The organism is Lentzea sp. NPDC036955, assembly GCF_055608005.1.
Window position 1 is genome coordinate 355,605 of sequence record NZ_JBVJRC010000004.1, and the last position, 22,966, is coordinate 378,570.

At 69.5% G+C, this 22,966-nt stretch carries 21 protein-coding genes and 1 tRNA gene; 15 read left to right on the forward strand and 7 right to left on the reverse strand.

All coding sequences use genetic code 11. The features are described 5' to 3' along the window. Positions 1–33 precede the first annotated feature (33 nt). The 3 genes from ACZ7CF_RS15095 (at position 34) to ACZ7CF_RS15105 (ending at position 2,674) form a co-directional block, all read left to right on the forward strand. Complete coding sequence (locus ACZ7CF_RS15095; protein WP_360394090.1) at positions 34–705, forward strand: dienelactone hydrolase family protein; 672 nt, start codon at positions 34–36, stop codon at positions 703–705. A gap of 85 nt (positions 706–790) precedes the next feature. Further along, entirely contained in the window at positions 791–1,945 is a 1,155-nt protein-coding gene (locus ACZ7CF_RS15100; protein WP_470369795.1) for a PucR-like N-terminal domain-containing protein, read from the forward strand. A gap of 135 nt (positions 1,946–2,080) precedes the next feature. Then, positions 2,081–2,674: a DUF6801 domain-containing protein gene (locus tag ACZ7CF_RS15105; RefSeq protein WP_470369796.1), complete on the forward strand. Its 594-nt coding sequence runs from the start codon at positions 2,081–2,083 to the stop codon at positions 2,672–2,674. A gap of 7 nt (positions 2,675–2,681) precedes the next feature. On the opposite strand, the gene ACZ7CF_RS15110 is transcribed toward ACZ7CF_RS15105, so the two are convergent. After that, the gene (locus tag ACZ7CF_RS15110; RefSeq protein ID WP_470369797.1) at positions 2,682–3,725 is read right to left on the reverse strand and encodes an NAD(P)-binding domain-containing protein; all 1,044 of its coding nucleotides are present in this window, start codon (positions 3,723–3,725) and stop codon (positions 2,682–2,684) included. A 174-nt stretch (positions 3,726–3,899) separates the two neighbouring features. On the opposite strand from ACZ7CF_RS15110, the gene ACZ7CF_RS15115 reads away from it, so the two are divergent. From ACZ7CF_RS15115 to ACZ7CF_RS15135, 5 genes are all read left to right on the forward strand, one after another. Beyond that, complete coding sequence (locus tag ACZ7CF_RS15115; protein WP_360394101.1) at positions 3,900–4,301, forward strand: DUF4259 domain-containing protein; 402 nt, start codon at positions 3,900–3,902, stop codon at positions 4,299–4,301. A gap of 44 nt (positions 4,302–4,345) precedes the next feature. Further along, positions 4,346–6,166, forward strand: a complete 1,821-nt coding sequence (locus tag ACZ7CF_RS15120) for an NHL domain-containing thioredoxin family protein (protein WP_470369798.1) — start codon at positions 4,346–4,348, stop codon at positions 6,164–6,166. 36 nt (positions 6,167–6,202) lie between these two features. Then, entirely contained in the window at positions 6,203–6,496 is a 294-nt protein-coding gene (locus ACZ7CF_RS15125; RefSeq protein WP_360394817.1) for a GroES family chaperonin, read from the forward strand. Between the two features lie 289 nt (positions 6,497–6,785). Further along, complete coding sequence (locus ACZ7CF_RS15130; RefSeq protein WP_470369992.1) at positions 6,786–8,582, forward strand: VanW family protein; 1,797 nt, start codon at positions 6,786–6,788, stop codon at positions 8,580–8,582. 110 nt (positions 8,583–8,692) lie between these two features. Beyond that, entirely contained in the window at positions 8,693–9,421 is a 729-nt protein-coding gene (locus ACZ7CF_RS15135; protein WP_360394823.1) for a DUF1206 domain-containing protein, read from the forward strand. Between the two features lie 86 nt (positions 9,422–9,507). Here the strand turns inward: ACZ7CF_RS15135 and ACZ7CF_RS15140 are convergent, their stop codons facing one another. Continuing rightward, complete coding sequence (locus tag ACZ7CF_RS15140; protein WP_360394103.1) at positions 9,508–11,343, reverse strand: acyl-CoA dehydrogenase; 1,836 nt, start codon at positions 11,341–11,343, stop codon at positions 9,508–9,510. A 163-nt stretch (positions 11,344–11,506) separates the two neighbouring features. Further along, the gene (locus ACZ7CF_RS15145) at positions 11,507–12,541 is read right to left on the reverse strand and encodes an FAD-dependent oxidoreductase (RefSeq protein WP_470369799.1); all 1,035 of its coding nucleotides are present in this window, start codon (positions 12,539–12,541) and stop codon (positions 11,507–11,509) included. 82 nt (positions 12,542–12,623) lie between these two features. Between ACZ7CF_RS15145 and ACZ7CF_RS15150 the strand changes: the two genes are divergently transcribed. Then, positions 12,624–13,202 (forward strand): TetR/AcrR family transcriptional regulator, encoded by a 579-nt coding sequence (locus ACZ7CF_RS15150; RefSeq protein ID WP_470369800.1) that lies wholly within the window; start codon positions 12,624–12,626, stop codon positions 13,200–13,202. Here the strand turns inward: ACZ7CF_RS15150 and ACZ7CF_RS15155 are convergent. Continuing rightward, on the reverse strand, positions 13,164–13,802 hold the full coding sequence (locus ACZ7CF_RS15155) for a response regulator transcription factor (RefSeq protein WP_360394112.1): 639 nt from the start codon (positions 13,800–13,802) through the stop codon (positions 13,164–13,166). The two genes, ACZ7CF_RS15150 and ACZ7CF_RS15155, sit on opposite strands and share 39 nt — an antisense overlap. Positions 13,803–14,045: 243 nt before the next feature. Here ACZ7CF_RS15155 and ACZ7CF_RS15160 point away from each other — a divergent pair, with 243 nt between their 5' ends. The 4 genes from ACZ7CF_RS15160 to ACZ7CF_RS15175 all read left to right on the forward strand — a co-directional run bounded on the left by ACZ7CF_RS15160 (position 14,046) and on the right by ACZ7CF_RS15175 (position 18,071). Continuing rightward, positions 14,046–15,548, forward strand: coding sequence for a sodium:solute symporter family protein (locus ACZ7CF_RS15160; protein WP_360394115.1), 1,503 nt, complete (start codon positions 14,046–14,048; stop codon positions 15,546–15,548). A gap of 122 nt (positions 15,549–15,670) precedes the next feature. After that, complete coding sequence (locus tag ACZ7CF_RS15165) at positions 15,671–16,087, forward strand: hypothetical protein (protein ID WP_458429915.1); 417 nt, start codon at positions 15,671–15,673, stop codon at positions 16,085–16,087. Between the two features lie 123 nt (positions 16,088–16,210). Beyond that, on the forward strand, positions 16,211–17,404 hold the full coding sequence (locus tag ACZ7CF_RS15170; RefSeq protein WP_470369801.1) for a helix-turn-helix domain-containing protein: 1,194 nt from the start codon (positions 16,211–16,213) through the stop codon (positions 17,402–17,404). 64 nt (positions 17,405–17,468) lie between these two features. Further along, complete coding sequence (locus tag ACZ7CF_RS15175; RefSeq protein WP_470369802.1) at positions 17,469–18,071, forward strand: hypothetical protein; 603 nt, start codon at positions 17,469–17,471, stop codon at positions 18,069–18,071. Positions 18,072–18,121: 50 nt separating this feature from the next. On the opposite strand, the gene ACZ7CF_RS15180 is transcribed toward ACZ7CF_RS15175, so the two are convergent. Then, positions 18,122–18,195: transfer RNA gene (locus ACZ7CF_RS15180), tRNA-Gly, on the reverse strand. A 94-nt stretch (positions 18,196–18,289) separates the two neighbouring features. Between ACZ7CF_RS15180 and dcd the strand changes: the two genes are divergently transcribed. Then, positions 18,290–18,871, forward strand: coding sequence for a dCTP deaminase (dcd, locus tag ACZ7CF_RS15185; RefSeq protein WP_360394139.1), 582 nt, complete (start codon positions 18,290–18,292; stop codon positions 18,869–18,871). On the opposite strand, the gene ACZ7CF_RS15190 is transcribed toward dcd, so the two are convergent. Next, the gene (locus ACZ7CF_RS15190; RefSeq protein ID WP_360394141.1) at positions 18,868–19,842 is read right to left on the reverse strand and encodes a cation diffusion facilitator family transporter; all 975 of its coding nucleotides are present in this window, start codon (positions 19,840–19,842) and stop codon (positions 18,868–18,870) included. The two genes, dcd and ACZ7CF_RS15190, sit on opposite strands and share 4 nt — an antisense overlap. Before the next feature lie 311 nt (positions 19,843–20,153). Between ACZ7CF_RS15190 and ACZ7CF_RS15195 the strand changes: the two genes are divergently transcribed. Then, positions 20,154–20,534 carry a phage holin family protein gene (locus ACZ7CF_RS15195; RefSeq protein ID WP_360394144.1) on the forward strand — a complete coding sequence of 127 codons (381 nt, stop codon included), beginning with the start codon at positions 20,154–20,156 and terminating at the stop codon, positions 20,532–20,534. Positions 20,535–20,593: 59 nt separating this feature from the next. Here the strand turns inward: ACZ7CF_RS15195 and ACZ7CF_RS15200 are convergent, their stop codons facing one another. Continuing rightward, positions 20,594–22,855 (reverse strand): (Fe-S)-binding protein, encoded by a 2,262-nt coding sequence (locus ACZ7CF_RS15200; protein ID WP_470369803.1) that lies wholly within the window; start codon positions 22,853–22,855, stop codon positions 20,594–20,596. Positions 22,856–22,966 lie beyond the last annotated feature (111 nt).

A 22,966-nucleotide genomic window follows, 5' to 3' on the forward strand; every position in this document is an offset into this window, starting at 1 on the left:
GGCGCGAAGTCGACCTTCCGGCAGGATCACCCCATGACTCACCGCGTGAACGACATCCCGCTCCCGGTCTGGTTGCCGGAGAGCGGAACCGGCCCCGGCATCGTGCTGATCCAGGAGATCTTCGGGCTGGACTCCTACCTGCAGGGGGTCGCCGCCGACCTCGCCGCGCGCGGGTACGTCGTGGCGATCCCCGAGCTCTTCCACCGCTTCCAGCCGGGCTGGGTCGGCGAGCACGACGAGGCCGGCGTCGCGCGGTCCATGGAGGTCGTGCAGGGCCTGGACTTCCCGCAGGCCGTGCAGGACGTGGTCGCGTCGGTGCAGTACCTGCGCTCGCTGCCCGAGGTCTCCGGCGGGGTCGGCGTGTTCGGCTTCTGCCTGGGCGGGACGCTCGCGTTCAACGCCGCCGCGGTCTCCGACCCGGACACCGCCGTGTCGTTCTACGGCTCGGGCGTGCCGGACCAGGTCGCGCTGCTGGACCAGGTGTCCTGCCCGATCATCTTCCACTTCGGCACCGAGGACGACTTCATCCCCGGCTACCAGAAGGTGGTCGACGCGTCCGACTCGCACGAGGGCGCCGAGGTGCACCTGCAGCCGGCCGGGCACGCGTTCCACAACCACCTCGGCCACTTCCACGACAAGGCCGCCGCCGACCGCGCGTGGGACCTGACGACGGCGTTCCTGGACCGCACCCTGCCCGTGGCGTAGTGCGGTCGTCCCGACTGCGGCTTCGTCCGGTTGGCTGACGACGTCCTTTCACCTGCCCCGTACGCTCCGGGCAGTGGGAGGGTGAATGAGCCAACCGGACGATCCACGCAGTTCGGTGCCCCGCGAACTCGCGCCACTTCTGCGCCGGGAGATACCGCCGCTCGCCGTGAGCATCTTCGAGGCGATCGAGAAATCGATTCCGGAGTACCAGCATTTCCGGGAAAATGTCATCGAAGGCATTCAGCAGGCGCTGGACAAGTTCGTCGACCACATCGCGGCACCCGATGCGCTGGTCTACCCGCACGACATCCACCGCAAGCTCGGCGCCTGGGAGTTCAAGTCCGGCCGCAGCCTGGACAGCCTGCAGGCGGCCTACCGGATCGGCGCTCGGGTGGCGTGGCGGCACGTGTGCGCGTTCGCGGAGCGGCGGACGCTGTCGCTGCACCTGATGAGCGTGCTCGGCGAAGCCATGATCGCGCACGTCGACGAGCTGGTGAGCCTGTCGGTCGACGGGTACGCCGCGGCTCAGGCCAGTGCCGCCGGCACGCTGGAGCGCAAGCGCCGGCGGCTGACGGAGCTGCTGGTCGGTGACCCGCCGGTGCCGTGGCAGTCGGTCGTCGACGCGGCGGACGTGGCGGCGTGGCCGATGCCGGACTCGCTGTGCGCGGTGGCGCTGGAGCCGTCGTCCGGGCACGTCGACGAGCTGCTGCTGCCGCAGGACGTGCTGGTCAACCTCGAAGACGCCACGCCGTACGTGCTGGTCCCGAACCCGGTCGAGGTGCCGCGCATGGTCCGCGCGGTGGGCTGGCGGGCCGTGGTGGGGCTGGCCGTGCCACCGCGGGAGGCGCGCCGGTCGCTGGCCTGCGCCCGCCGGGTGCTGGCGCTGTCGAACGCCGGGGTGCTGCCCGGTGACCAGGTGCTCGACTGCGCCGACCACCTGGTCGAGCTGACCCTGCTCGCCGACGAGTTCTTGGCCCGTCAGCTGGCCGAACGCGCGTTGGCGCCCCTCGCGCCGTTGACCGCCCGGCAACGCACGAAGCTCGCCGAGACGTTGTTCGCCTGGCTCTCCGCCCGCGGTGGCGCACCGGAGATCGCGGCCAGGCTGGCGGTCCACCCGCAGACCGTGCGATACCGGGTGAACCAGTTGGAGGAACTGTTCGGCGACCGTTTGCAGGACGCCGGCGAACGCTTCACGCTCGAACTCGCACTGCGGGTCCGCGCGTTTTTGGGTCTCGACTGACAAATCGCACCGCGGCAATTATTACGCGGATGACAAAAACGCGCTAATGCTTGCTTTGCATTGTCGGCGTCGCTACCTTACTGACCAGTAGCTCCATTCCCTGCAGTTCGATGCCGCACTCAGGAGAACCCTGCCATGAAACTCGGAATCATCGCACGTGCCGCCGCGGTCGTCCTGTTCGCCGGAGCGACGAGCATTGTCGCGGCGGGCACCAGCCAGGCCGCCGACGTGACCCTGAACATCACGTACTCCTGCACGTTCACCCTGATCGGCCTGCAGGACCAGCCGTCCACGGTCACCGCGACGAACCTGCCGGACTCCGCCACCGTCGGCACGCCCACCGCGGGCGGTCAGACCCAGGTCGTCTCGACCGTCTCCGCCGCGGCCACGGGCGTGCTGAACTGGCTCGGCGCCGCGACCGTCGAGGGCACGCTGAGCACCACGAACACGATCAACAACGCGGGCAGCGTCTCGTCGGTCACGGCGACGCTCGCGATCCCGAAGACGAACGTCGCCTCCTCCGGGACGTTCAACGTGACCGGCACCGGCACGTTCCCGTCGCTGACGCTGACCAAGGCGGGCACCACCACGGTCAACCTCGGCAACGCCTCGCTGACGCTCACCCCGCGCCACGCGGACGGCTCGACGACGTTCCTCGGCACCTTCACCTCGCCGTGCACCGTCAAGGCCGGCCAGAACACCAAGCTGCACGAGTTCCAGGTGGTGTAAGGCCCTTTCAGGCGATACAAGGCACCGCGAGCTGCGTGGAGAAGAACCTCTCCAGCGGCTTGCGGTGCAGCCTGCGTTCCACGGCGATCAGCTCGTTGTGCCGGTAGTGCTCGACCTGCACGTTGGTGACGACGAACCCGGTGCGCCGCCTGGCCGGCATCTCGTCGTAGAGCAGTGCGTTCTGTCCTTGCGGCACAACGACGTCCGCCAGCCCCTCCGGGATCTCCCGAGCCCTGGTCGCGATCGCCGCCGCCAGCGCGTCCGGCCGGTTGCGCAGCTTGCGGTGCGGCCACGGCACCCCGTGGTGCTCGGCCTCCAGCGTCCGGTGCAGCGCCCTCGTCGAGTGCCGGATCGCCCTGATCGAGTCACCCGCCGCCAGGTGCACGTGCGGCACGTCGAGCGTGGTGTCCCGCTTGAACCCGGTGCACGCGATGACCCGGTCGTAGTACAGCTCCCCGGTGTCCAGCACCGCCTTGAACCCCTTGCCGTGCCTGGCGATCCGCCGCACGGTCCGCCCCACCGTGTGGGTGACCGCCGCCGTCGACGACACCAGGTCCGCCGTCTCGAACGCGCTGTGCCCCCGCCCGATGATCAGCACCCGCTGCCCCGCGTACACCGTCGGGTCGGTGCTGGCCGTCGCGTACGTCTCCGCGAGCCCGATCCCCTCGATCCGCGGCAGGTGCTCCTTCGCCCGCCCGGTGGCGAGGATGATCCGCTCCGCCTCGATCCGCCCGTGCGCGTGCCGGACCTCGTTGCCCCGGATGCCCTCGACCCGCGTCCGGTACCGCACGTGCAACGGCCGCGCGAAGTCCTCCAGGTACCGCACCAGCTCGTCCGCCGGCGGGAACGCCCGCTTGCTGTACCGCTCGAACGGCGTGCCGAACAACGAGTTGTCGTCCGTCGCCAGCACCCGGTGCCGCGGGAACTCGCGGAAGAACGTGCCCGCAGACGGCCCCGCTTCGAGGATCACGTAGTCGCGCCCGGCCTCGTGCAGGAAGTGCCCCATCTGCAGACCCGCCGGACCGGCGCCGATCACCAGGTACTCCACCATCGCGCACCTCCCGGCGACCTCTACGCCGACGGCACGTAAACGGTTCAGAACCTGTCGACGTCGACAGGTTCGGCGGGCGCGTGGCCAGGGGGCCGCTCGCGGGGGCCGCGCGGTCGCGCATGATCAGCGCCGGACGGCACCACGCCGCCTTTCCACCTGCGCTGGGAGATCGCCTTGGGTACCTGGGACATCGGGTCGTTCGACAACGACGCGGCAGCGGACTTCGCCGGCAGGCTGGACAAGGCGCGGGCCGAGGAGCGCGAGGGCATCGTCCGGGCCGTCCTGGCCGGCGCGGCCGAAGCGGACGACGTCGAGGCCGATGACGGCAGCGAAGCCGTGGCGGCAGCCACGCTGGTCGCCGCGCAGTGTCCTGGTGGGAAGCCGGTCACCACCGCCTACGGCCCCCGCGAGCCCCTCCCCGCGTTCCCGGCGGACCTGCCTCCGCTGGCGGTGAGGGCGCTGGACCGCGTGCTGGCGAACTCCGAGCTCGCCGTGCTCTGGGACGACGCCGGGCACGGACCGCTGTGGCGCCAGGGCGTGGGCGACCTGCGCGCGGTACTGGCCCAGTCCACATGATGGACGTCGGAACACCACCACCGTCCACAGTGTTGGATACGGCCGTGACGACTGCCAAGCGCCGTGCCCGTGTCCGTGCCCCCGAGCTGCACGGCCGCGGCTGGCTGAACACCGGTGACGCCGCGATCAGCCTCAGGGACCTGCGCGGCAAGGTCGTGCTGCTCGACTTCTGGACGTTCTGCTGCATCAACTGCCTGCACGTCCTCGACGAGCTGCGGCCGTTGGAGGCCAAGTACTCCGACGTCCTGGTCACGATCGGCGTGCACTCGCCGAAGTTCGTGCACGAGGCGGACCCGGAGGCGTTGAAGGCCGCCGTCGAGCGCTACGAGGTGCACCACCCGGTGCTCGACGACCCCGAGCTGGAGATGTGGCAGCAGTACGCGGTCAAGGCGTGGCCGACGCTCGCGCTGGTCGACCCGGAGGGGTACGTCGTGCACGTCGCCGCCGGTGAGGGGCACGTCGACGCGCTCGACACGATCATCGGCGAGCTGGTCGCCGAGCACGCGGCGAAGGGCACGTTGCACCGCGGCAGCGGGCCGTACGTCGCGCCGGAACCGCCGAGCACCACGCTCCGGTTCCCCGCCAAGGCGATCGTCACGCCGCGGAACACGATCCTGGTCAGCGACAGCGCCCACCACAGCCTCGTCGAGCTCGAAGCGGACGGCGAGACGGTCGTCCGGCGCATCGGCACCGGTGAGCGCGGGCGCGCGGACGGGCTGAACCCCACCTTCTCCGAGCCCGCCGGGCTCACGCTGGTGCCGAACACGCACGGCTACGACGTGGTCGTCGCGGACACGGTCAACCACCTCCTCCGCGGCCTCGACCTGGAGACCGGCGAGGTCACGACCATCGCGGGCACCGGTGAGCAGTGGCGTGACGGCCAGACCGACGGACCGGCAGACAAGATCGACCTCACCAGCCCGTGGGACGTGGCGTGGTGGAACAGCGGCGTCGCCATCGCCATGGCCGGCAACCACACGCTCGGGTTCTTCGACCCGGGGACGAACCAGGTCAGCAGGCTCGCCGGCACGACCGTCGAGGGCATCAACGACGGCCCGGCGGAGGGGGCGTTCTTCGCCCAGACCAGCGGGCTGGCCGCGGCCGGCGACCGGCTGTGGATGGTCGACTCGGAGACCTCCGCGCTGCGCTACCTCGAGAACGGCGAGGTGCGCACCGAGGTCGGCAAGGGGCTGTTCGCCTTCGGGCACAGGGACGGCGACGCCGACGAGGCGCTGCTGCAGCACCCGCTCGGCGTCACGGTGCTGCCCGACGGGTCGGTGGCGGTCTCGGACACCTACAACGGCGCGATCCGCCGGTACGACCCGGAGACGCGGACGGTCAGCACCATCGCGACCGACCTCGCCGAGCCGAGTGACGCGCTGGTCGTGGACGGCGAGCTCGTCGTCGTGGCGAGCGCGGCGCACCGGCTCGAGCGGTTCACCGCCGCGGCCGTCAAGGTCGACGGCGAGGCGCACCGGGTGAAGCGGCCGAGCACCGACATCGCGGCCGGTGCGGTCGAGCTCGCCGTCGTCTTCACCCCGCCGACCGGGACGAAACTGGACGAACGGTACGGACCGTCCACCCGCCTGGAGATCACCAGCTCACCCCCGGAGCTGATCCTGGAGGGCGCGGGCGTCGGCACCGAACTGGTACGGGCGTTGCGGATCAACGATCAGGTCACGAACGGCGTTCTGCACGTCGTAGCGCAGGCGGCCAGTTGCAGTGACGATCCTGCCGACGAACACCCGGTCTGCCGCCTGACCAGGCAGGACTGGGGCGTCCCCGTTCGAGTGGTTGCCGATGCACCGACCCGGCTCCCGCTGCTGATGGGCGGCATGGACGAGGCACCTCCGCAGGCCACGTAGACTCTGCGGGTGCCTGATGTCAAGCTCGAGATCCAGATGCTGTACGACCGTGTGATGGTGCGCATCTCGCCGGAGGACGGCGAGCGGCGGTCCAGCGGTGGCATCGTGATCCCCGCGACGGCCCAGATGGCGAAGCGGTTGGCGTGGGGCAGCGTGTTCGGAGTCGGTACCAGCGTGCGGCACGTGAAGGTGGGAGACCGGGTGCTGTTCAACCCGGACGATCAGCTCGAGGTCGAGGTGCAGGGCACCACGTACCTCGTGCTGAGGGAACGCGATCTGCACGCTGTGGCCAGCGAGCTCACCGAGCACGGCACCGGCCTGTACCTGTGAGCCGCCGGTTCGAGATGGTGAACTGCTAGCTGTACACACGTATACGCCGCCTCAGTGGAGAGACAGGGCAACGGGGAGAGCTGTGCCGTACGACGCTGACAAGACGAGGGCGATGCCACCGGTCAACCCGAGAGGCACCGCCTCCGAGGAGACCACCCAGATCGCGCCCGTGAACGTGAACGCGTCCACCGAGGCCTGGCCGTCGGAGGAACCGGACACCGAGCAGCCGACCGTCACGGCCGCCGTGCCCGGTGTCGGCTTTCCCGCCGGCGAGGACGCCACCGAGTACATGCGACCGGTGACCCCGCCGCAGCCCCTGCCGGAGGACTCCGGCGTCTACGGGCCCGTGATGATCGAACCGGGCGACGAGGACGACGGGGCAGAGCCGAAGAACACGAAGAAGAAGGCGTTGATCGTGGCCGCGGCCGTGGTCGGCGCCTTCGGTCTGCTGTACGGCCTCGACATGCTCGTCTCCAGCGGCAACGTGCCCCGCGGCGTCACCGTCGCGGGCGTCGACGTCGGCGGCATGAGCCACTCCGAGGCCGAGGGGAAGCTGCGCGAGGCGATCGAGCCGCGGCTGAGCAAGCCGGTCGCGCTGAAGGCCGGTGACGTCACGGGCGAGCTCGACCCGAAGGCGGCGGGCCTGGAGCTCGACTGGAACGCCACGATCGACCGCGCGGGCAGCCAGCCGCTCTCCCCGATCACCCGCGTGACGTCGTTCTTCACGAGCCGCGAGGTGGGCGTGGCGACGAAGGCGGACGACGAGAAGGTCGCCGGCGCGCTCGAGGCGCTGCGCCCCGAGCTCGACCACGAGCCGATCGAGGGCACCATCAGGTTCGAGGGTGCCGCCCCGGTCGCCGTCGAGCCGCACGCCGGTCAGAAGATGCGCACGGAGGACGCGGCGCGCACCGTCGTGGCCAACTGGGCCTCCGGTGACCCGGTCGACGTGCCGATGGACTTCACCCCGGTCAAGACCACCAAGGAGGGCGTCGAGAAGGCGCTCAACGAGGTCGTGAAGACCGCCGTCTCCGCCCCGGTCACGATCAAGGGCGAGGGCAAGGACGCGGTCCTCGCACCCGAGCAGATCGCCGCCACGCTGAACTTCGTGCCCCTCGACGGGGGCGCGCTCGACGTCGGCGTGAACAAGGACAAGCTCGTCGAGGTGGCCGCTCCGCCGCTGAAGGAGACGGTCAAGGAGGGCAAGGACGCCCAGATCGTGTTCGAGGGCGGCCGGCCGACCGTGAAGCCGTCCGTCGACGGGCTCGACGTCGACTGGGACAAGAACATCCAGCCGTACTTCGACACGCTCAAGAAGACCGACGGGCGCGAGCTGAAGTTCGAGTACAAGCACACGCCCGCGAAGGTCACCACCGAGCAGGCGAACAAGATGGGCATCAAGGAGGTCATCGGCGAGTTCCAGACCGGTGGCTTCGCCGCGACGTCGGGCGTGAACATCCGGGTCGTGGCCGAGAAGGTCAACGGTGCGATCGTGAAGCCCAAGGAGACGTTCAGCCTCAACAAGCACACCGGCCCGCGCGGCACCGCGCAGGGCTACGTCGAGGCGGGCATCATCGAGAACGGCATCCCGGGCAAGGCGGTCGGCGGTGGCATCTCGCAGTTCGCGACCACGCTCTACAACGCGTCCTACTACGCGGGCATGAAGGACGCGGGCCACAAGGAGCACAGCTACTGGATCACGCGGTATCCGAAGGGCCGCGAGGCCACCGTGTTCATGGACGGCGCGGGCAACAGCCTGATCGACATCGCGTTCACGAACCCGGACGACACGGGCGTCGCCATCCAGACGATCTGGACCCCCTCGTCGATCAAGATCGTGCTCTGGGGCACCAAGAACTACGACGTCACCGGCTCCACCAGCGGTGAGTTCGCCCCGACCCAGCCGCAGGAGAAGAAGATCACCAAGGAGGGGTGCACGCCGAGCAACGGCGCCCCCGGCTTCTCCGTGACGGACACCCGCACGATCAAGGACCGCCGCACGGGCCAGACCCGCAGCGAGTCGCGCACGGTCCGCTACGACCCGCAGTTCAAGATCATCTGTGAGGGTCCGCCGCCTGCGGGCGGCTGACCCGAACCCGGGATTTGCCGTGGCCACGAGCGGGTATTCACCCGTTCGTGGCCACTGTTGCGCATGAGGCGCGAAGACACCCCGTCGTCCAGACGCTGGGGCGGGTGGGGATGGTTGTGTACGGAGCGGTGCACGTGCTCATCGCGTGGCTCGCGCTCCAGGTCGCGTTCGGCACGGACGCCGAGCGGACGGACTCCAAGGGAGCGCTGAGCGAGCTCGCGAAGAACGGCGCCTGGTTGCTGTGGGCCGTCGGCATCGGTCTGGTGTTCTTCGCCGTGTGGCAGCTGATCCTGGCCTTCGTCGGCTACACCTACGTGAGCAAGAAGCGCAAGCGGATCTCCAAACGCGTCGGCTCCGCGGCACGTGCCATCACTGCGGGCGGTATCGCGTTCGGTGCGTTCAAGTACGCCACCAGCGGTGCCACCGGTGACTCCACACAACAGCAGCAGGAGCTGACCGCGCAGGTGCTCGCGTGGCCGGGCGGCCAGCTGATCGTGGGTGCGATCGCGATCGGCATCCTGGTCACCGCCGGCGTGATCGCCTACAAGGGCTTCAAGAAGTCGTTCGAGAAGGACCTCGACATGAGCCGTGCGCCGTCGTGGGTCGAGCCCGTCGGCCGGATCGGCTGGATCGGCAAGGGCGTCGCGTACGGCGTCATCGGCGTCCTCGTCGGACTGGCCGCGATCAACGCGGACCCCGAGCAGTCCGGCGGCATGGACAAGGCGCTGCACACGCTGGCCGCGCAGCCGTTCGGCATGTTCCTGCTGTCGGCGGTCGCGGTGGGCATCGCGGCGTTCGGCGTCTACTGCTTCGTCGCCGCGCGGGCGCTCAAGGAGTGAGCAGGAGCCGGAAAACGGAGACCGACTGAAAACGGGTCCGCGCACCTCGGGAAGGAGGTGCGCGGACCCGTCGTCGTGATCGCGTCCTAGAAGACGCTCTCGTCGATGTCCATCAGCGAATTGTCGGTCTGCTCGGTGACCTTGCGGCGCGCGGTCAGCTCCGGCAGCACGTTCTTCGCGAAGAACGACGCCACCGCGATCTTGCCCTCGTAGAACGCCTTGTCCTTGGCCGACGGGGTGCCGCCGAGCTTCTCCAGCGCGACCTCGGCCTGGCGCAGCAGCAGCCAGCCGACGAGCACGTCACCCGCGGTCATCAGCAGGCGGACCGAGTTCTGGCCGACCTTGTAGAGGTTGCGGACGTCCTCCTGCGACGAGGTCAGGAAGCCGACGAGGGCGCCGAGCATGCCCTGCAGGTCTTCCAGGCCCTGCTTCAGGAGAGCGCGCTCCTCCTTGAGACGACCGTTGCCGCCCTCGTTGTCGAGGAAGGACTGGATCTCGCCGTTGATGAACGCGAGCGCCTGGCCCTTGTCGCGGATGATCTTCCGGAAGAAGAAGTCGAGCGACTGGATGGCCGTGGTGCCCTCGTACAGCGAGTCGATCTTCGAGTCCCGGATGTACTGCTCGATCGGGTACTCCTGCAGGAAGCCGGAGCCGCCCAGGGTCTGCAGCGACTGCGCGAGCTGCTCGTAGGCGCGCTCGGAGCCGACGCCCTTGACGATCGGCAGCAGCAGGTCGTTCACCTGGGCCGCGAGCTTGGCGTCGTCGCCGCCGAGCATCACCTTGTCCTGGAACGTCGCGGTGTACAGGTACACGGCGCGCAGGCCCTCGGCGTACGCCTTCTGCAGCATCAGGCTGCGGCGCACGTCCGGGTGGTTGGTGATGGTGACGCGCGGGGCGGTCTTGTCCGTCATCCGCGTGAGGTCGGCGGACTGGACGCGCTCCTTGGCGTAGGACAGCGCGTTCAGGTAGCCGGTCGACAGCGTCGCGATGGCCTTGGTGCCGACCATCATGCGGGCGTACTCGATGACGTCGAACATCTGCGCGATGCCGTCGTGCACCTCGCCGAGCAGCCAGCCCTTGGCCGGGACGCCGTGCTGGCCGAACGTCAGCTCGCACGTGGTGGACGCCTTGATGCCCATCTTGTGCTCGACGTTGGTCACGAAGGCGCCGTTGCGCTCGCCCAGTTCGCCGGACTCCGGGTCGAAGTGGAACTTCGGCACCAGGAACAGCGACAGGCCCTTGGTGCCGGGCTTCGCCTCGATGCCCTCACCCTCGGGACGGGCGAGCACCATGTGCATGATGTTCTCGGTCAGGTCCTGGTCGGCGGACGTGATGAACCGCTTCACGCCCTCGATGTGCCAGGTGCCGTCGTCCTGCTTGATCGCCTTGGTGCGGCCGGCGCCGACGTCGGAACCGGCGTCCGGCTCGGTCAGCACCATCGTGGCGCCCCAGCCGCGGTCGATCATCAGCTGCGCCCAGTGCTGGTCGCGCTCGGTGCCGTTGTTGTAGACGACCGTCGCGAAGCTCGGGCCCGCCAGGTACATGTAGATCGGCGGGTTGGCGCCCAGGATCAGCTCGGACGCGGCCCACGCCACCGAGGGCGGGGTGCCGAAGCCGCCCAGCTCCTCCGGCAGGAACATGCGGTACCACTCGCCGTCCCACACGGCCTGGTACGACTTCTTCAGCGACTCCGGCAGGGTCGCCGAGTGCGTCGCCGGGTCGAACTTCGGCGGGTTGCGGTCGGCGTCGGCGAACGAGTCCGCGAGCGGACCCTCCGCCAGGGTCTTCATCTCGGCCAGAACGCCGCGCGCGGTGTCCTCGTCGGACTGCTCGAACGGCCCCTTGCCGAGGTGGTCCTGCACGTTGAAGACCTCGAACAGGTTGAATTCGAGATCCCGGACGTTGCTCTTGTAGTGGCCCATCTCGTCAGCTCACTCCTCAGGGTCGCGGCGGGGTCGCCTACTGACCGGTAACAACAGAGTATTACCCGACAGTAACCCCGGCAAGGGCGACCACCCACCGGTGGCGAAGCAGACAGTCCTCCGCGCGGCCTGAATCGGGCATGAGGTCGGACATGAGAGCAGGTCAGACGCGTACGGGGCGTGCGGGAACCATGTCGAGCAGTCCGGCCTCCGTGCGCTCGGCGAAGTCGACCGCACGCGGCACCATGACGGACTCGTAGGCCCGCACGCCCTCGTCGACACCGTCGCGGGCGACCGCGAGCGCCAGTTCGGCGGCGTCCTGCAGTGCGAGGTTCGCGCCGACGCCCAGCGGGGGCATCAGGTGGGCGGCGTCCCCGAGCAGCGTCACGCCCGGCGTCGGGTCCCACCGGTGCGGGACGGGCAGGGCGTACAGCGGCCGGTGGACGGGCTCGCCGCGCAGGAACGCCCGCAGCGACGGGTGCCAGTCGGTGTAGACGTCCAGCAGGTCGGCGGTGGAGGGCCGCCAGTCCTCGGGGGCACGCAGGCACGCGTACGCGCGGATGTGGTCGCCGCTGCTGCGCTGCGACCACAGCATCAGGCCGTCGTGGTCGGCGACCATGGTGCCCTGGCCGGTGAGGTCGAGCAGCGCCTCGTCGCCGTCGTGCCGGACCTCGACGAACAGCACGCCGGTGTACCGCGGCACGGCGGCCGAGACCGCGCCGCGCACCCGTGACCAGGCGCCGTCCGCGCCGATGACCAGGTCGAACGTCGCGGTGGTGCCGTCCGTGAGCGTGACCTCGTGCGGGGTGGCGCCGGTGACGCCGAGGCTCCACGCGACGGTGCCCGGCGCGAGCGAGTCGAGCAGGAGGCCGCGCAGCTGCCCGCGGTCGATCTCCGGCCGGAAGTCGCCCTCGGCCGGTTCGTGCTCGACCAGCGCGGCCGTGGCGTGGTCGACCTTGCGCTGCTCCTGGCCCTCGAACCGGGCGAGCGCGCGCCACTGGTCGTAGAGGCCGGCGGCGCGGATCGCCTGCTGGCCGCTGCCGGCGTGCAGGTCGATCGTGCCGCCCTGCTGGCGGGCGTCCGGGGAGCTCTCCCGCTCGAAGACGGTGACGTCGGTGAACCCGTGCTGCTGCAGGACGCGGGCGCAGGTGAGGCCGCCGAGACCAGCTCCGGCGATGGCGATGCGTGGTGTGGTCATGCCACCGATGAAAGCGCACTGACTCAAAAAGTGCAATCACTACACTTTTGAAGTGGCTCAACTCGCAGGGTAGGCTGCCGGCGTGACCGAACTCGGCCGCCGTGAGCGCAAGAAGCTGCAGACCCGCCAGTCGATCGCCGACGCGGCGCTGGAGCTGTTCCTGGCGCGCGGGTTCGACGACGTGGGCGTGAAGGAGGTCGCCGACTGCGCCGACGTGTCGGTGACGACGCTGTTCAAGCACTTCCCGAGCAAGGAGGCGCTGCTGTTCGACGAGGACGCCGAGATGGAGTCCTCGCTCATCGGCGCCGTGCGGGACCGCCCGGCGGGGACGTCGATCCCGGCCGCGCTGCGCGACCACTTCGTCGGCGCCGCGGAGGGCCACGTCGACCACCCGCTGTTCGAGTCGTTCGCCCGGCTGGTCGAGAGCACCCCGTCGCTGCGCGCCTACCAGCGCACGATGTGGCTCCGCCACGAGAAGGCGCTGGCCGAGGCCATCGCCGCGGAGATCGGCGCGCCACCCGGCGACGTCCGGTGCGCGGGCCTCGCCCGGTTCGCGCTGGAGGCCCGTGACGTGATCTTCAGCCGGCCGGACCGCGAGCGGGCGGCGGCGGAGCTGTTCGGCCTACTCGAACACGGTTGGCAGGCTCAGCAGCAGGCCTGACCGGTACGCGAGCGACACCGCGTGCGTCCGGTCGCGCGCGCTCAGCTTGCGGAGGATGCCCTTCACGTGGGTCCGCACGGTCTCCACGGACACGATCAACGCGTCGGCGACCTGCCGGTTCTCCATCCCGTCCGCGATGAGCGTGAGCACCTCGTACTCGCGCCGGGTCAGCGCCGGCCGTTCCCGGCAGCGCAGGTCGGGGTGGACGTACCCGCGGATGCGCAGCGTCTCGGAGATCACCCGCACGATCTGCTCCGGCTCCGCCGACCGCGGCACCACACCGCGAACACCCGCCTCCAGCGCGCTCGTGACGTAGTTCGCGTGCGAGTGCGCGTCCCTGGCCAGCCCGATCACGACGAGCCGGCTGTCGCGTTCGAGGAGCTGCCGCGCGAGCTGCCCCACCGGGTCCAGCATCGAGTCGACCAGCAGCACGTCCGGGTTCAGGTGCTCCTGCAGGCGCGCGGCGGCCTCCGGGTGCCCCGTCGACCCGAGCCAGCGCAGGCCGGCGGTCCGCCTCACCAGCGAGGACAGGCCCTCGCGGTAGAGCGGTACGGGGTCGATCAGCGCGACGCCGGGAGCAGGCCGGCCTGGCGGGAGCATCAGCACCTCCGTTCGTGCTTCCAGAGGAATGACGTCGTTCCCCCGGCCGCATGACGTGGAAAGTGCCGTTCATGTAGGTGAACAAGGGTCACGAATGTGATTCAAGACTGGCCAAGGTCTTCCACCAGGGGGCAACGGTCTCGTAAGACCTACGTCACATATCCCGTGCGGATGTGCCAGGTTCCCGCCGCCATGAGGCCTGGTGCTCTCGCGGGCACACGTGTGTGCACGCAAGGAGGTCACATGGGCACCCTCGATTGGATCGTGGTTGTCGGCTATTTCTTCGTGATGGTCGCGATCGGGCTCTGGTCGCGCGGGCGGGTCCAGAACATCGCCGACTTCTTCACGGCGGGCGGCAAGATGCCGTGGTGGCTGTCCGGCATCTCCCACCACATGTCGGGCTACAGCGCGGTCATGTTCGTGGCGTTCGCGTCCGAGGCGTACCGGCTCGGTCTCACCGTCTACGTGTGGTGGTCGCTGACGATCGGCATCGGCGTCGGCATCGGCGCGTTCCTGTTCGCACCGCGGTGGAACCGGCTGCGCTCCAAGCACGACGTCAAGTCGCCGCTCGAGTACCTGGCCAAGCGCTACAACCTGCCCACCCAGCAGGTCATGGCCTACGCGGGCGCACTGCTCAAGGTCGTCGACATCGCCGCGAAGTGGGCGGCCGTCTCGATCCTGCTCCGCGGCTTCGCGGGCGTCCCGATCACCTGGGGCATCGTGATCATCGGCCTGGTGACGATGGTCTACTCGGTGCTCGGCGGCCTGTGGGCGGACGCGCTCACCGACTTCGGCCAGTTCATCATCCAGGCGGCCGCGGGCTTCGCGATGTTCATCGCCGTCGCCGACACCCTCGGCTGGGGCTTCCCCGTGACGATCTGGGACAGGCTCCCCGACAGCCACAGCGACCCGCTCGCCGGCCCGTACACCTCGACGTTCCTCATGGCGCTCTTCCTGATCAAGACGCTGGAGTACAACGGCGGCATGTGGAACCTGGCGCAGCGCTACATGGCCGCGCCGTCGGGCTTCGCGGCCAAGCGGTCCGCGCTGCTGTCGTCCGCGCTGTGGCTGGTGTGGCCGCTGGTGCTGTTCTTCCCGATGTGGGCAGCGCCGCTGATCGTCCCCGGCCTCGAAGGCGCGCAGGCGGAGAACGCCTACATCGAGATGGGCAAGCAGATGCTGCCCGCCGGCATGATCGGCCTCGTCCTGGCCGGCTTCTTCTCGCACACGATGGCCATGGTGTCCTCGGACGCGAACGTCATCGCCGCCGTGATCAACCGCGACATGCTGCCGCACATCTGGAAGAAGGTGAAGACGTTCTCCGCGGACAACCAGCTCGTCCTGGCCCGCGTCACGACGTTCCTCTTCATCGGCATCAGCATGATCATCGCCATCGCCTCCGGCGGCCAGGGCTTCGTGCTCAAGGTGGTCGTCGACCTGGTCGCCGCCACGATGGGCCCGATCGCGATCCCGCTGATGCTGGGCCTGCTCCCGTGGTTCCGCAAGATCGGCTCGACGGCCGCCATCGCCTCGGTCGTCGGCGGCCTGGGCATGTGGGCGTTCCTCTACGTCGAGCAGATGAGCAAGGCCGCGTGGGTCACCAAGGGCGTGCTCGTCTCGTGGCCCCTGCTGCTCTCGCTGGTGCTGTACCTGTCGATCGGCTTCCTGAAGAAGGAGCCCTCCACCGAGCGCGACGCCCTGCTCGACTCGCTCAACTCCGACGAGCGCGAGCGCGTCAGGGCTTGATTTCCTGCGCGTCTCGCGGCGCCACGCCACGCCGCCGCGAGACGCGCAGATCACCCGTTGGTTGCCGTGGCGTGCGTCATCGTCACGAGACTCCCGCTTCGTCCGCATGCACAGTGGAGGTCATGGGTGCATGGCGTCCGGCGGACGACGCGGAACTGACCGCAGGCTGGCGACTCTGGCTGGAGCTCGCCGACCGCGTCTACCCCGGCCCGTCCTGGGACGGCACCCCGGCCGACGCCATCCGCCAGGTCCGCGACCTGCTGGCCGCCTGCGACTCGATCCGCACCGACTACCTGACCGAGTCACCGTCGCCTTCCGCCGCGCTGCTGCAACTGCTGCAGTCGATGACCTTCGTGGCGTCGTTCCCGGTCGACCTGTGGCACGACGACGTCCATCCCCTGGACGTGGAACGCGCCGAGCTGCTGCACGGGGACCTGGCCTCGTTCGCGGAGCACGTCGCGGGGGTGCGTGCGGCGCTGGCCCGTGGCGGCGGGTGGGTGGACCTGGACCGCCGACCGTGGGGCCTACCGGTCGACTGACAGACCCTCGCAGCCGGTCCAGCCGCGGCCGCTGACACGTCCTTTGCCAGGTCGACCGTCCCGCTACCCTCGGACGAGCTTCTCCACTCGCTCCGGCGGCGATCAGGCGAACGAGGTGCTGTCGTGCCCGACGAACCCTCCACCAGCGACATCGGCCGCCGCCTGCGGCAGGTCCGCCACGCCCGCAGGAAGTCGCTCGCCGTCGTCGCCGGTCTCGCCGGCATCTCACCGTCGTACCTGTCGAGGCTGGAGTCCGGTGCGCGAGCACTGGACCGCCGCTCGCTCATCGTGGCCCTGGCCGATGCGCTCGAGGTGGCTCCGAGCGAGATCACCGGCCCCGGGGTGGTGTCACCCGGTGAGCTCGACGAGGACCGCTCGCTGAACGCGGTCCGGCTGGCGCTGCTCGCGGCGGGCATGGGCGAGCCGCGCGGTGAGGCCCTGCCCGTCGAGGTGCTCACCAGGCGCGTGACGGCGTTGTTGAAGGCACAGCGGGAATGCCAGTACGCGCGGGTCGGTGACGCACTGCCGGCACTGGTCCGCGACCTGCACACGACCGTCCAGGCCGGCCGGGACGTCGAACCGGTGCTGCGCCTGCTCGCGTTGACGCACGTCCAAGGCACTCAGGCGTGGCTCACGGACATCGGCGCCAACCTGGACCTCGGCTGGCAAGCAGTCCTGCTCGCGCAGCAAGCCGCGGCCCGCACCGACGACCCGCTCTCCCACGCGGTGAGCGCCTTCGGCACCGCTTTCGGCCTCATGGGCGCCGGCGCGTTCGACCTCGCCGCGCAGGCCCTCGCCGTTCCCGGCCTCGGAACGGGCACGAAGGAAGCCGCGGAGGCAACGGGGATGATCGCCCTGACCGCGTCCCTCACCGCGGCGGCGAGGGGCGACGCCGCCGAGCGGGAAGCGGCACTCGCGCACGCGGCCGATCTCGCCGCGCACACGGGCGAGGGCAACGCGCTGTGGTTCGGGTTCGGCCCCAGCAACGTCGGCGTCTGGCGCATGTCCGTGGCACTCGAAGCCGGCGACCACGCCGAAGCCGCCCGCATCGCAACCACCGTCGTGCCCGCCGCGCTGCCCTCACCGACCAGACGCGCCGCCTACTGGCGCGAGTGCGGCCGTGCGTTGGCGCACCTGCCCCGGAGGCACGACGAAGCGGTGCTGGTGCTGCGCCGCGCCGAACAGCTGTCGCCCGCGCGCATCCACCGGCATCCGTTCATGCGGTCGGTGCTCGCGGAACTGCTGACGAAGGTCAAGCGGGACAGCGTGGTCCGGGAACTGCGCGGCATGGCGCACCGCGCGGGTCTTCCGGTGTAACTCGATCAGGCGACCTTGCCACGGGGGCAAAAGAGCAGGCCGACTCGTTCCTGCCGTTCGCCGCATGGATGTCGTTGTGCCGTACGTGGCCGCGTGGAGTGCTGAACAGGACCTGTTGTGCCGGGTGGTCGAACGCCCCGGACGGGGCATCGCCTACGCCGAGGAGCTTCCGGCCGACCGCGATCCGCACGGCGTTCTCTGGCGCCAGACCGCGGTCAACCGAGGCGTGGGCCGGCCTGAGTTCGGCCGGGTCCATCCGCACAGGCAGCGGCACGCGATGGAGCACCTGCTGTGCCAGGTGTGCGGTGAGCCCGCGGATCGGACCGGCCTGGGCACGTTGTGGCTGCACCGCGACCACCGCGGCGACTGGCCGTCGTGGCCGGAGGGGATGGGCTCGACAGAACCACCTGTGTGCGCGCCTTGCGCCACGAGGTGCGTGCAGCTGTGTCCGGCGCTGCGCCGCGGTGCCGTCGCGCTCCGCGTCCGCGAGCACCCCATCGCCGGCGTGCGAGGTGTGCTCTACCGGAAGGGCCCGCTCGCGCCGGTCCCGGCGGGCGCGGTCTCCGTGCCCTACGACGACCCGGCCGTGCGCTGGGTGCTGGCGTCGGCGGTGATCCGTGAACTGCGTGGCTGCACCGTCGTCCCGCTCGCGGAGCTGGCGGCGTGACGTGCCGATGGCCGGAACGACGAAGGCCCTCCGCGAGGAGGGCCTTCGGGTGGAGCGGGTGACGGGAATCGAACCCGCCTCTACAGCTTGGGAAGCTGTCGTTCTACCAATGAACTACACCCGCAGGAGCAAGCTCGCAGCCGATCATACACAGCCCGGCAACGTGACGTCTCACCGTCCTCGTCGGCGAGCCGGACCAACTCGGTTACCCTGCCCAGGTGCTGCTGAGTGACCAGGATCTGCGCAAAGAGGTCGAGTCCGGCCGTCTCCACCTCGACCCCTTCGACGCCGAGATGCTCCAACCGAGCAGCATCGACGTGCGGCTCGACCGGTTCTTCCGGGTCTTCAACAACACGAAGTACACGCACATCGACCCGTCGCAGCAGCAGGACGACCTGACGAGCCTGGTGGAGACGCCGGAGGGTGAGCAGTTCGTGTTGCACCCCGGTGAGTTCGTGCTGGGCAGCACCTACGAGATGGTGACGCTCCCGGACGACCTGGCGGGCCGGCTGGAGGGCAAGTCCAGCCTGGGGCGCCTCGGGTTGCTCACGCACTCCACGGCCGGGTTCATCGACCCGGGGTTCTCCGGCCACATCACGCTGGAGCTGTCGAACGTCGCGAACCTGCCGATCACGCTGCACCCCGGCATGAAGATCGGCCAGCTGTGCCTGTTCAAGCTGTCGAGCCCGGCGGAGCACCCGTACGGCTCGACGCAGGCCGGCAGCCGGTACCAGGGGCAGCGGGGACCGACGCCGAGCCGCGCGTACCTGAACTTCCACCGGACGGACACGCGCCGCTAGAAGCCGTAGCGCTCCAGCACGCGGCGGCGCAGTTCGGGGTCGGTGCGCGGGACCGGTTCGAGGAAGATCTCGTCCAGGTCGGGGAACTCCGAGTGCAGGTCCGCGGAGATGCGCACGCAGGCCAGTTCCAGTTCGTGGGCGGTCATGGAGTCGTCGAAGTCCAGTCGGGCGCACAGCAGGACGCGGTCGGTGCCGATGAGCATCGTCAGGACGTCCACCACGGCGTCGACCTCGGGCAGGTCGGCGAGCCACTTCCAGATCGCCTTGACCACCACCTGGTCTGCCTGGCGGCCGATCAGCAGGCCGCGGTTGGTGCGGGCCAGGGTGTAGGCGACGAGGGCGAGCAGCACGCCGATCGCCAGTGACGCGAGGCCGTCCCACACCGACGAGCCGGTCAGCTGGTGCAGGCCGAGGCCGGTGAACGCGAGGACCAGGCCGATCAGGGCCGCCGAGTCCTCCAGGAACACGGTCTTCACGGTGGGGTCGTCGGACTCGCGCAGGAACGCCCAGAAGCTCTTGCCGTGCTCGGCGGACTGGGAGCGGACCTGGCGGAACGCCTGCGTCCACGACACGGACTCCAGCAGGAACGCCAGTGCCAGCACGATGTAGCCGACCAGGGGGCGGGTCTGCTCCTCCGGTTCGCCGAAGACGGTGCGGAAGCCCTCGTAGAACGCGAACATCGCGCCGGAGGCGAAGATCGAGACGGCGGCCAGCAGCGACCAGAAGTAGCGCTCCTTGCCGTAGCCGAAGGGGTGGCGGCGGTCGGCCGGGCGGTCGGAGCGGCGCAGGGCCGTGAGCAGCAGGGCCTCGGTGAACGTGTCGGCCACCGAGTGCGCGGCCTCGGAGAGGATCGCGGCCGAACCGGTCAGCACGCCCGCGATGGCCTTGGTGATGGCGATCGCCAGGTTCACCAGCAGGGCGAGTACGACGGTCAGCGTGCTTTCCCCAGAGCCCTGCGGCTTGTCGCTCATGGTGATCAGCGTAGGCCCGGCGGGGCCGCTCCACCGGTTGTGACCTGGCACGATCCGAACCTCGGCAACCGGACAAACCGCCCTGGACAACGGGCATCCGTTGGTTCATTCGAGTGACATTCGGGGAACCGGGCAACATCGCCGGGGGCTGTGGTGTCTTAGGGACGGGATCTGCTCCGGGGGGAGACGCTGATCACCAAGGGGGTAAGACGGAACTGCCCGCGTCCAGCGAGAGGACGCGGGCGGTTCTGCGTCCGGGGCACCACGCCGGCGCTCCCGGCCACTTAGGACCGAAGTGGTTAGTCTGCGGCATGGGCATCTTGGTGCATGTGCTGCTGACTGCCGTGGCGGTCTGGGTCTCGACGGCCATTCCCGGCATCGACCTGGGCGAGGGCAGCACCGGGTCGCGGATTCTCACGCTGATCGGCGTGGCGGTGATCTTCGGCCTGGTGAACGCGGTCGTGAAGCCGCTCGTGAAGTTCTTCGGCTGCCTGTTCTACCTGCTGACGCTCGGTCTGATCGGGCTCGTGGTGAACGCGCTGCTGTTCATGCTCACCGGCTGGCTGGCCGAGCAGCTGGACCTGCCGTTCCGCGTCGACGGGTTCTGGCCCGCCTTCTGGGGCGCGATCATCGTGGCGCTCGCGAGCTGGCTGCTGAACGTGGTCTACGACAAGGTCACCGACAACGACTGACGCGCAACGAGAAAGGCCCTCGGTCCATCGGACCGAGGGCCTTTCTCATGCCGTCAGGCTCAGGCCTTCGCCTTGTCCTCGTTCGGCAGCGGCGTGCCGGTCGGGACCTCGTCGGTCGGCGTGTCGGCCTTCTCCGTGCTGCGCTTCACCGACGCCAGCAGCATCTGCGCCACGTCCACGACCTCGACGTGCGCACCGGCCTGGCCGTCGGACTGCCGCGCGGTCACGCCGTCGGTCAGCATCACGCGGCAGAACGGGCAGCCGGTCGCGATCTTCGACGGCGCGGTGCCCAGCGCCTCGTCGACGCGATCGATGTTGATGCGCTTGCCGATCCGCTCCTCCATCCACATGCGGGCGCCACCGGCACCGCAGCACATGGAGCGCTCCTCGTGGCGCGGCATCTCGCGCAGCTTCGCGCCGGACGCGCCGATGAGCTCGCGCGGGGCCTCGTAGACCTTGTTGTGGCGGCCCAGGTAGCACGGGTCGTGGTAGGTCACGTCCTCGGTGACCGGCGCGACCGGCACCAGGCGGCGTTCGCGCACCAGCTTGTTCAGCAGCTGCGTGTGGTGCACGACCTCGTACGTGCCGCCGACCTGCGGGTACTCGTTGGCCAGCGTGTTGAAGCAGTGCGCGCACGTCACGACGATCTTGCGCTGGCCTGCCGGGCGGTCCTCGAACACCGCGTTCAGCACCTCGACGTTCTGCTGCGCCAGCATCTGGAACAGGAACTCGTTGCCGGCGCGGCGGGCCGGGTCACCGGTGCAGGTCTCCTCCGGGCCGAGCACCGCGTACTTGACGCCCGCGGTGTGCAGCAGCTCGGCCACGGCGCGGGTGGTCTTCTTCGCGCGGTCCTCGAACGCACCGGCGCAGCCGACCCAGAACAGGTACTCCGCGTCGCCCAGCTCGCCGTCGAACACCGGCACCTCGAACTCGAGGCCCTCGGTCCAGCTCAGCCGGTCCTTGGCGTTCTGGCCCCACGGGTTGCCCTTGTTCTCCAGGTTCTTGAACATCCCGCCGAGCTCGGTCGGGAAGTTCGACTCGATCAGCACCTGGTAGCGGCGCATGTCGACGATGTGGTCGACGTGCTCGATGTCGACCGGGCACTGCTCGACGCACGCGCCGCAGGTCGTGCACGACCACAGCACCTCGGGGTCGATCACGCCCAGCTCGCCGGGGCCGCCGACCAGCGGGCGCTCCGACTCGGCCATCGCCAGCACGTCGATCGACTCGAGGCGCTTCTTGTAGTCCTCGTACTTGTCCTCGGTGAGGCCGACCTCGTCACCGGCCATGTCGCGCGAGCCACCGGCGAGCAGGTACGGCGCCTTGGCGAACGCGTGGTCGCGCAGCTGCGTGATGACCATCTTCGGGGACAACGGCTTGCCGGTGTTCCAGGCGGGGCACTGCGACTGGCAGCGACCGCACTCGGTGCAGGTGGAGAAGTCGAGCCAGCCCTTCCAGCTGAAGTCCTCGACCTTGCCGACGCCGAACACGTCCTTGTCCGGGTCGGCCTCTTCGAGGTCCAGGACCTTGCCGCCGGACATCATCGGCTTCAGCGCGCCCAGCGCGACGCCACCGTCGTCCTCGCGCTTGAAGTAGATGTTGAAGAAGGCCGAGAACCGGTGCCAGGCGATGCCCATCGTCAGGTTCCGGCCGACCACGACCAGCCAGAGCATGCCGCTGAGCAGCTTGACCAGCGCCATCACCGACACCCAGATCGGGGCGGCCGGCAGGATCTGCGCGAGCGGCTGCGTCACGAACGACGTCCACAGCGGCGCGGACTCGAGGCCGCTCGACTGCTTGAACGCCTTCACGAGCAGGATGCCGAGGCCCTCGACGATGACGACGGCCTCGACGAAGTACGCCGACCTGAAGCTGGAGCCCGCGAAGCGCGAGATGCGGTCGGCGCGGCGCGGGTGGTTGCGCTGGCGGATGACCGCGAGGACCACACCACCGACGACGGTGCCGAGGCCGAGCAGCTCGACGAGCAGCAGCCAGATCGACCACGTGCCGATGACCGGCCAGTGGAAGTGCGGGTCGAACACCTCGCCGTAGGCCTCGAACAGCACCGCGGAGCCGATGAGGAAGCCCCACATCACCATCCAGTGCCACGGGGCGACCGAGCGGAACTTCGCCATCCTGGTGTGCGCGACGAACTCGACGACCATCGTCTTCAGGCGCGGCCAGAACGGTCCCGTGCGGGTGCCGTCCGGCTGGCCGAGCCGGATGATCTTGATCATCTTCCAGACGCCGGCGACGAACACGCCCCAGGCGACGACGCTCACCACTACGGCGACGAGTCCGAGAACCAGCTGGAGGGTCATGGCGGGAGTCTAGGCCAGGTTACCGCTGAGTAACCACTTGGACGTGGCCGGTGTCTCGTCACGTACCGGTCAAGTACCCGGAATGTGATCGAAAACTTGTGGAACACTTGT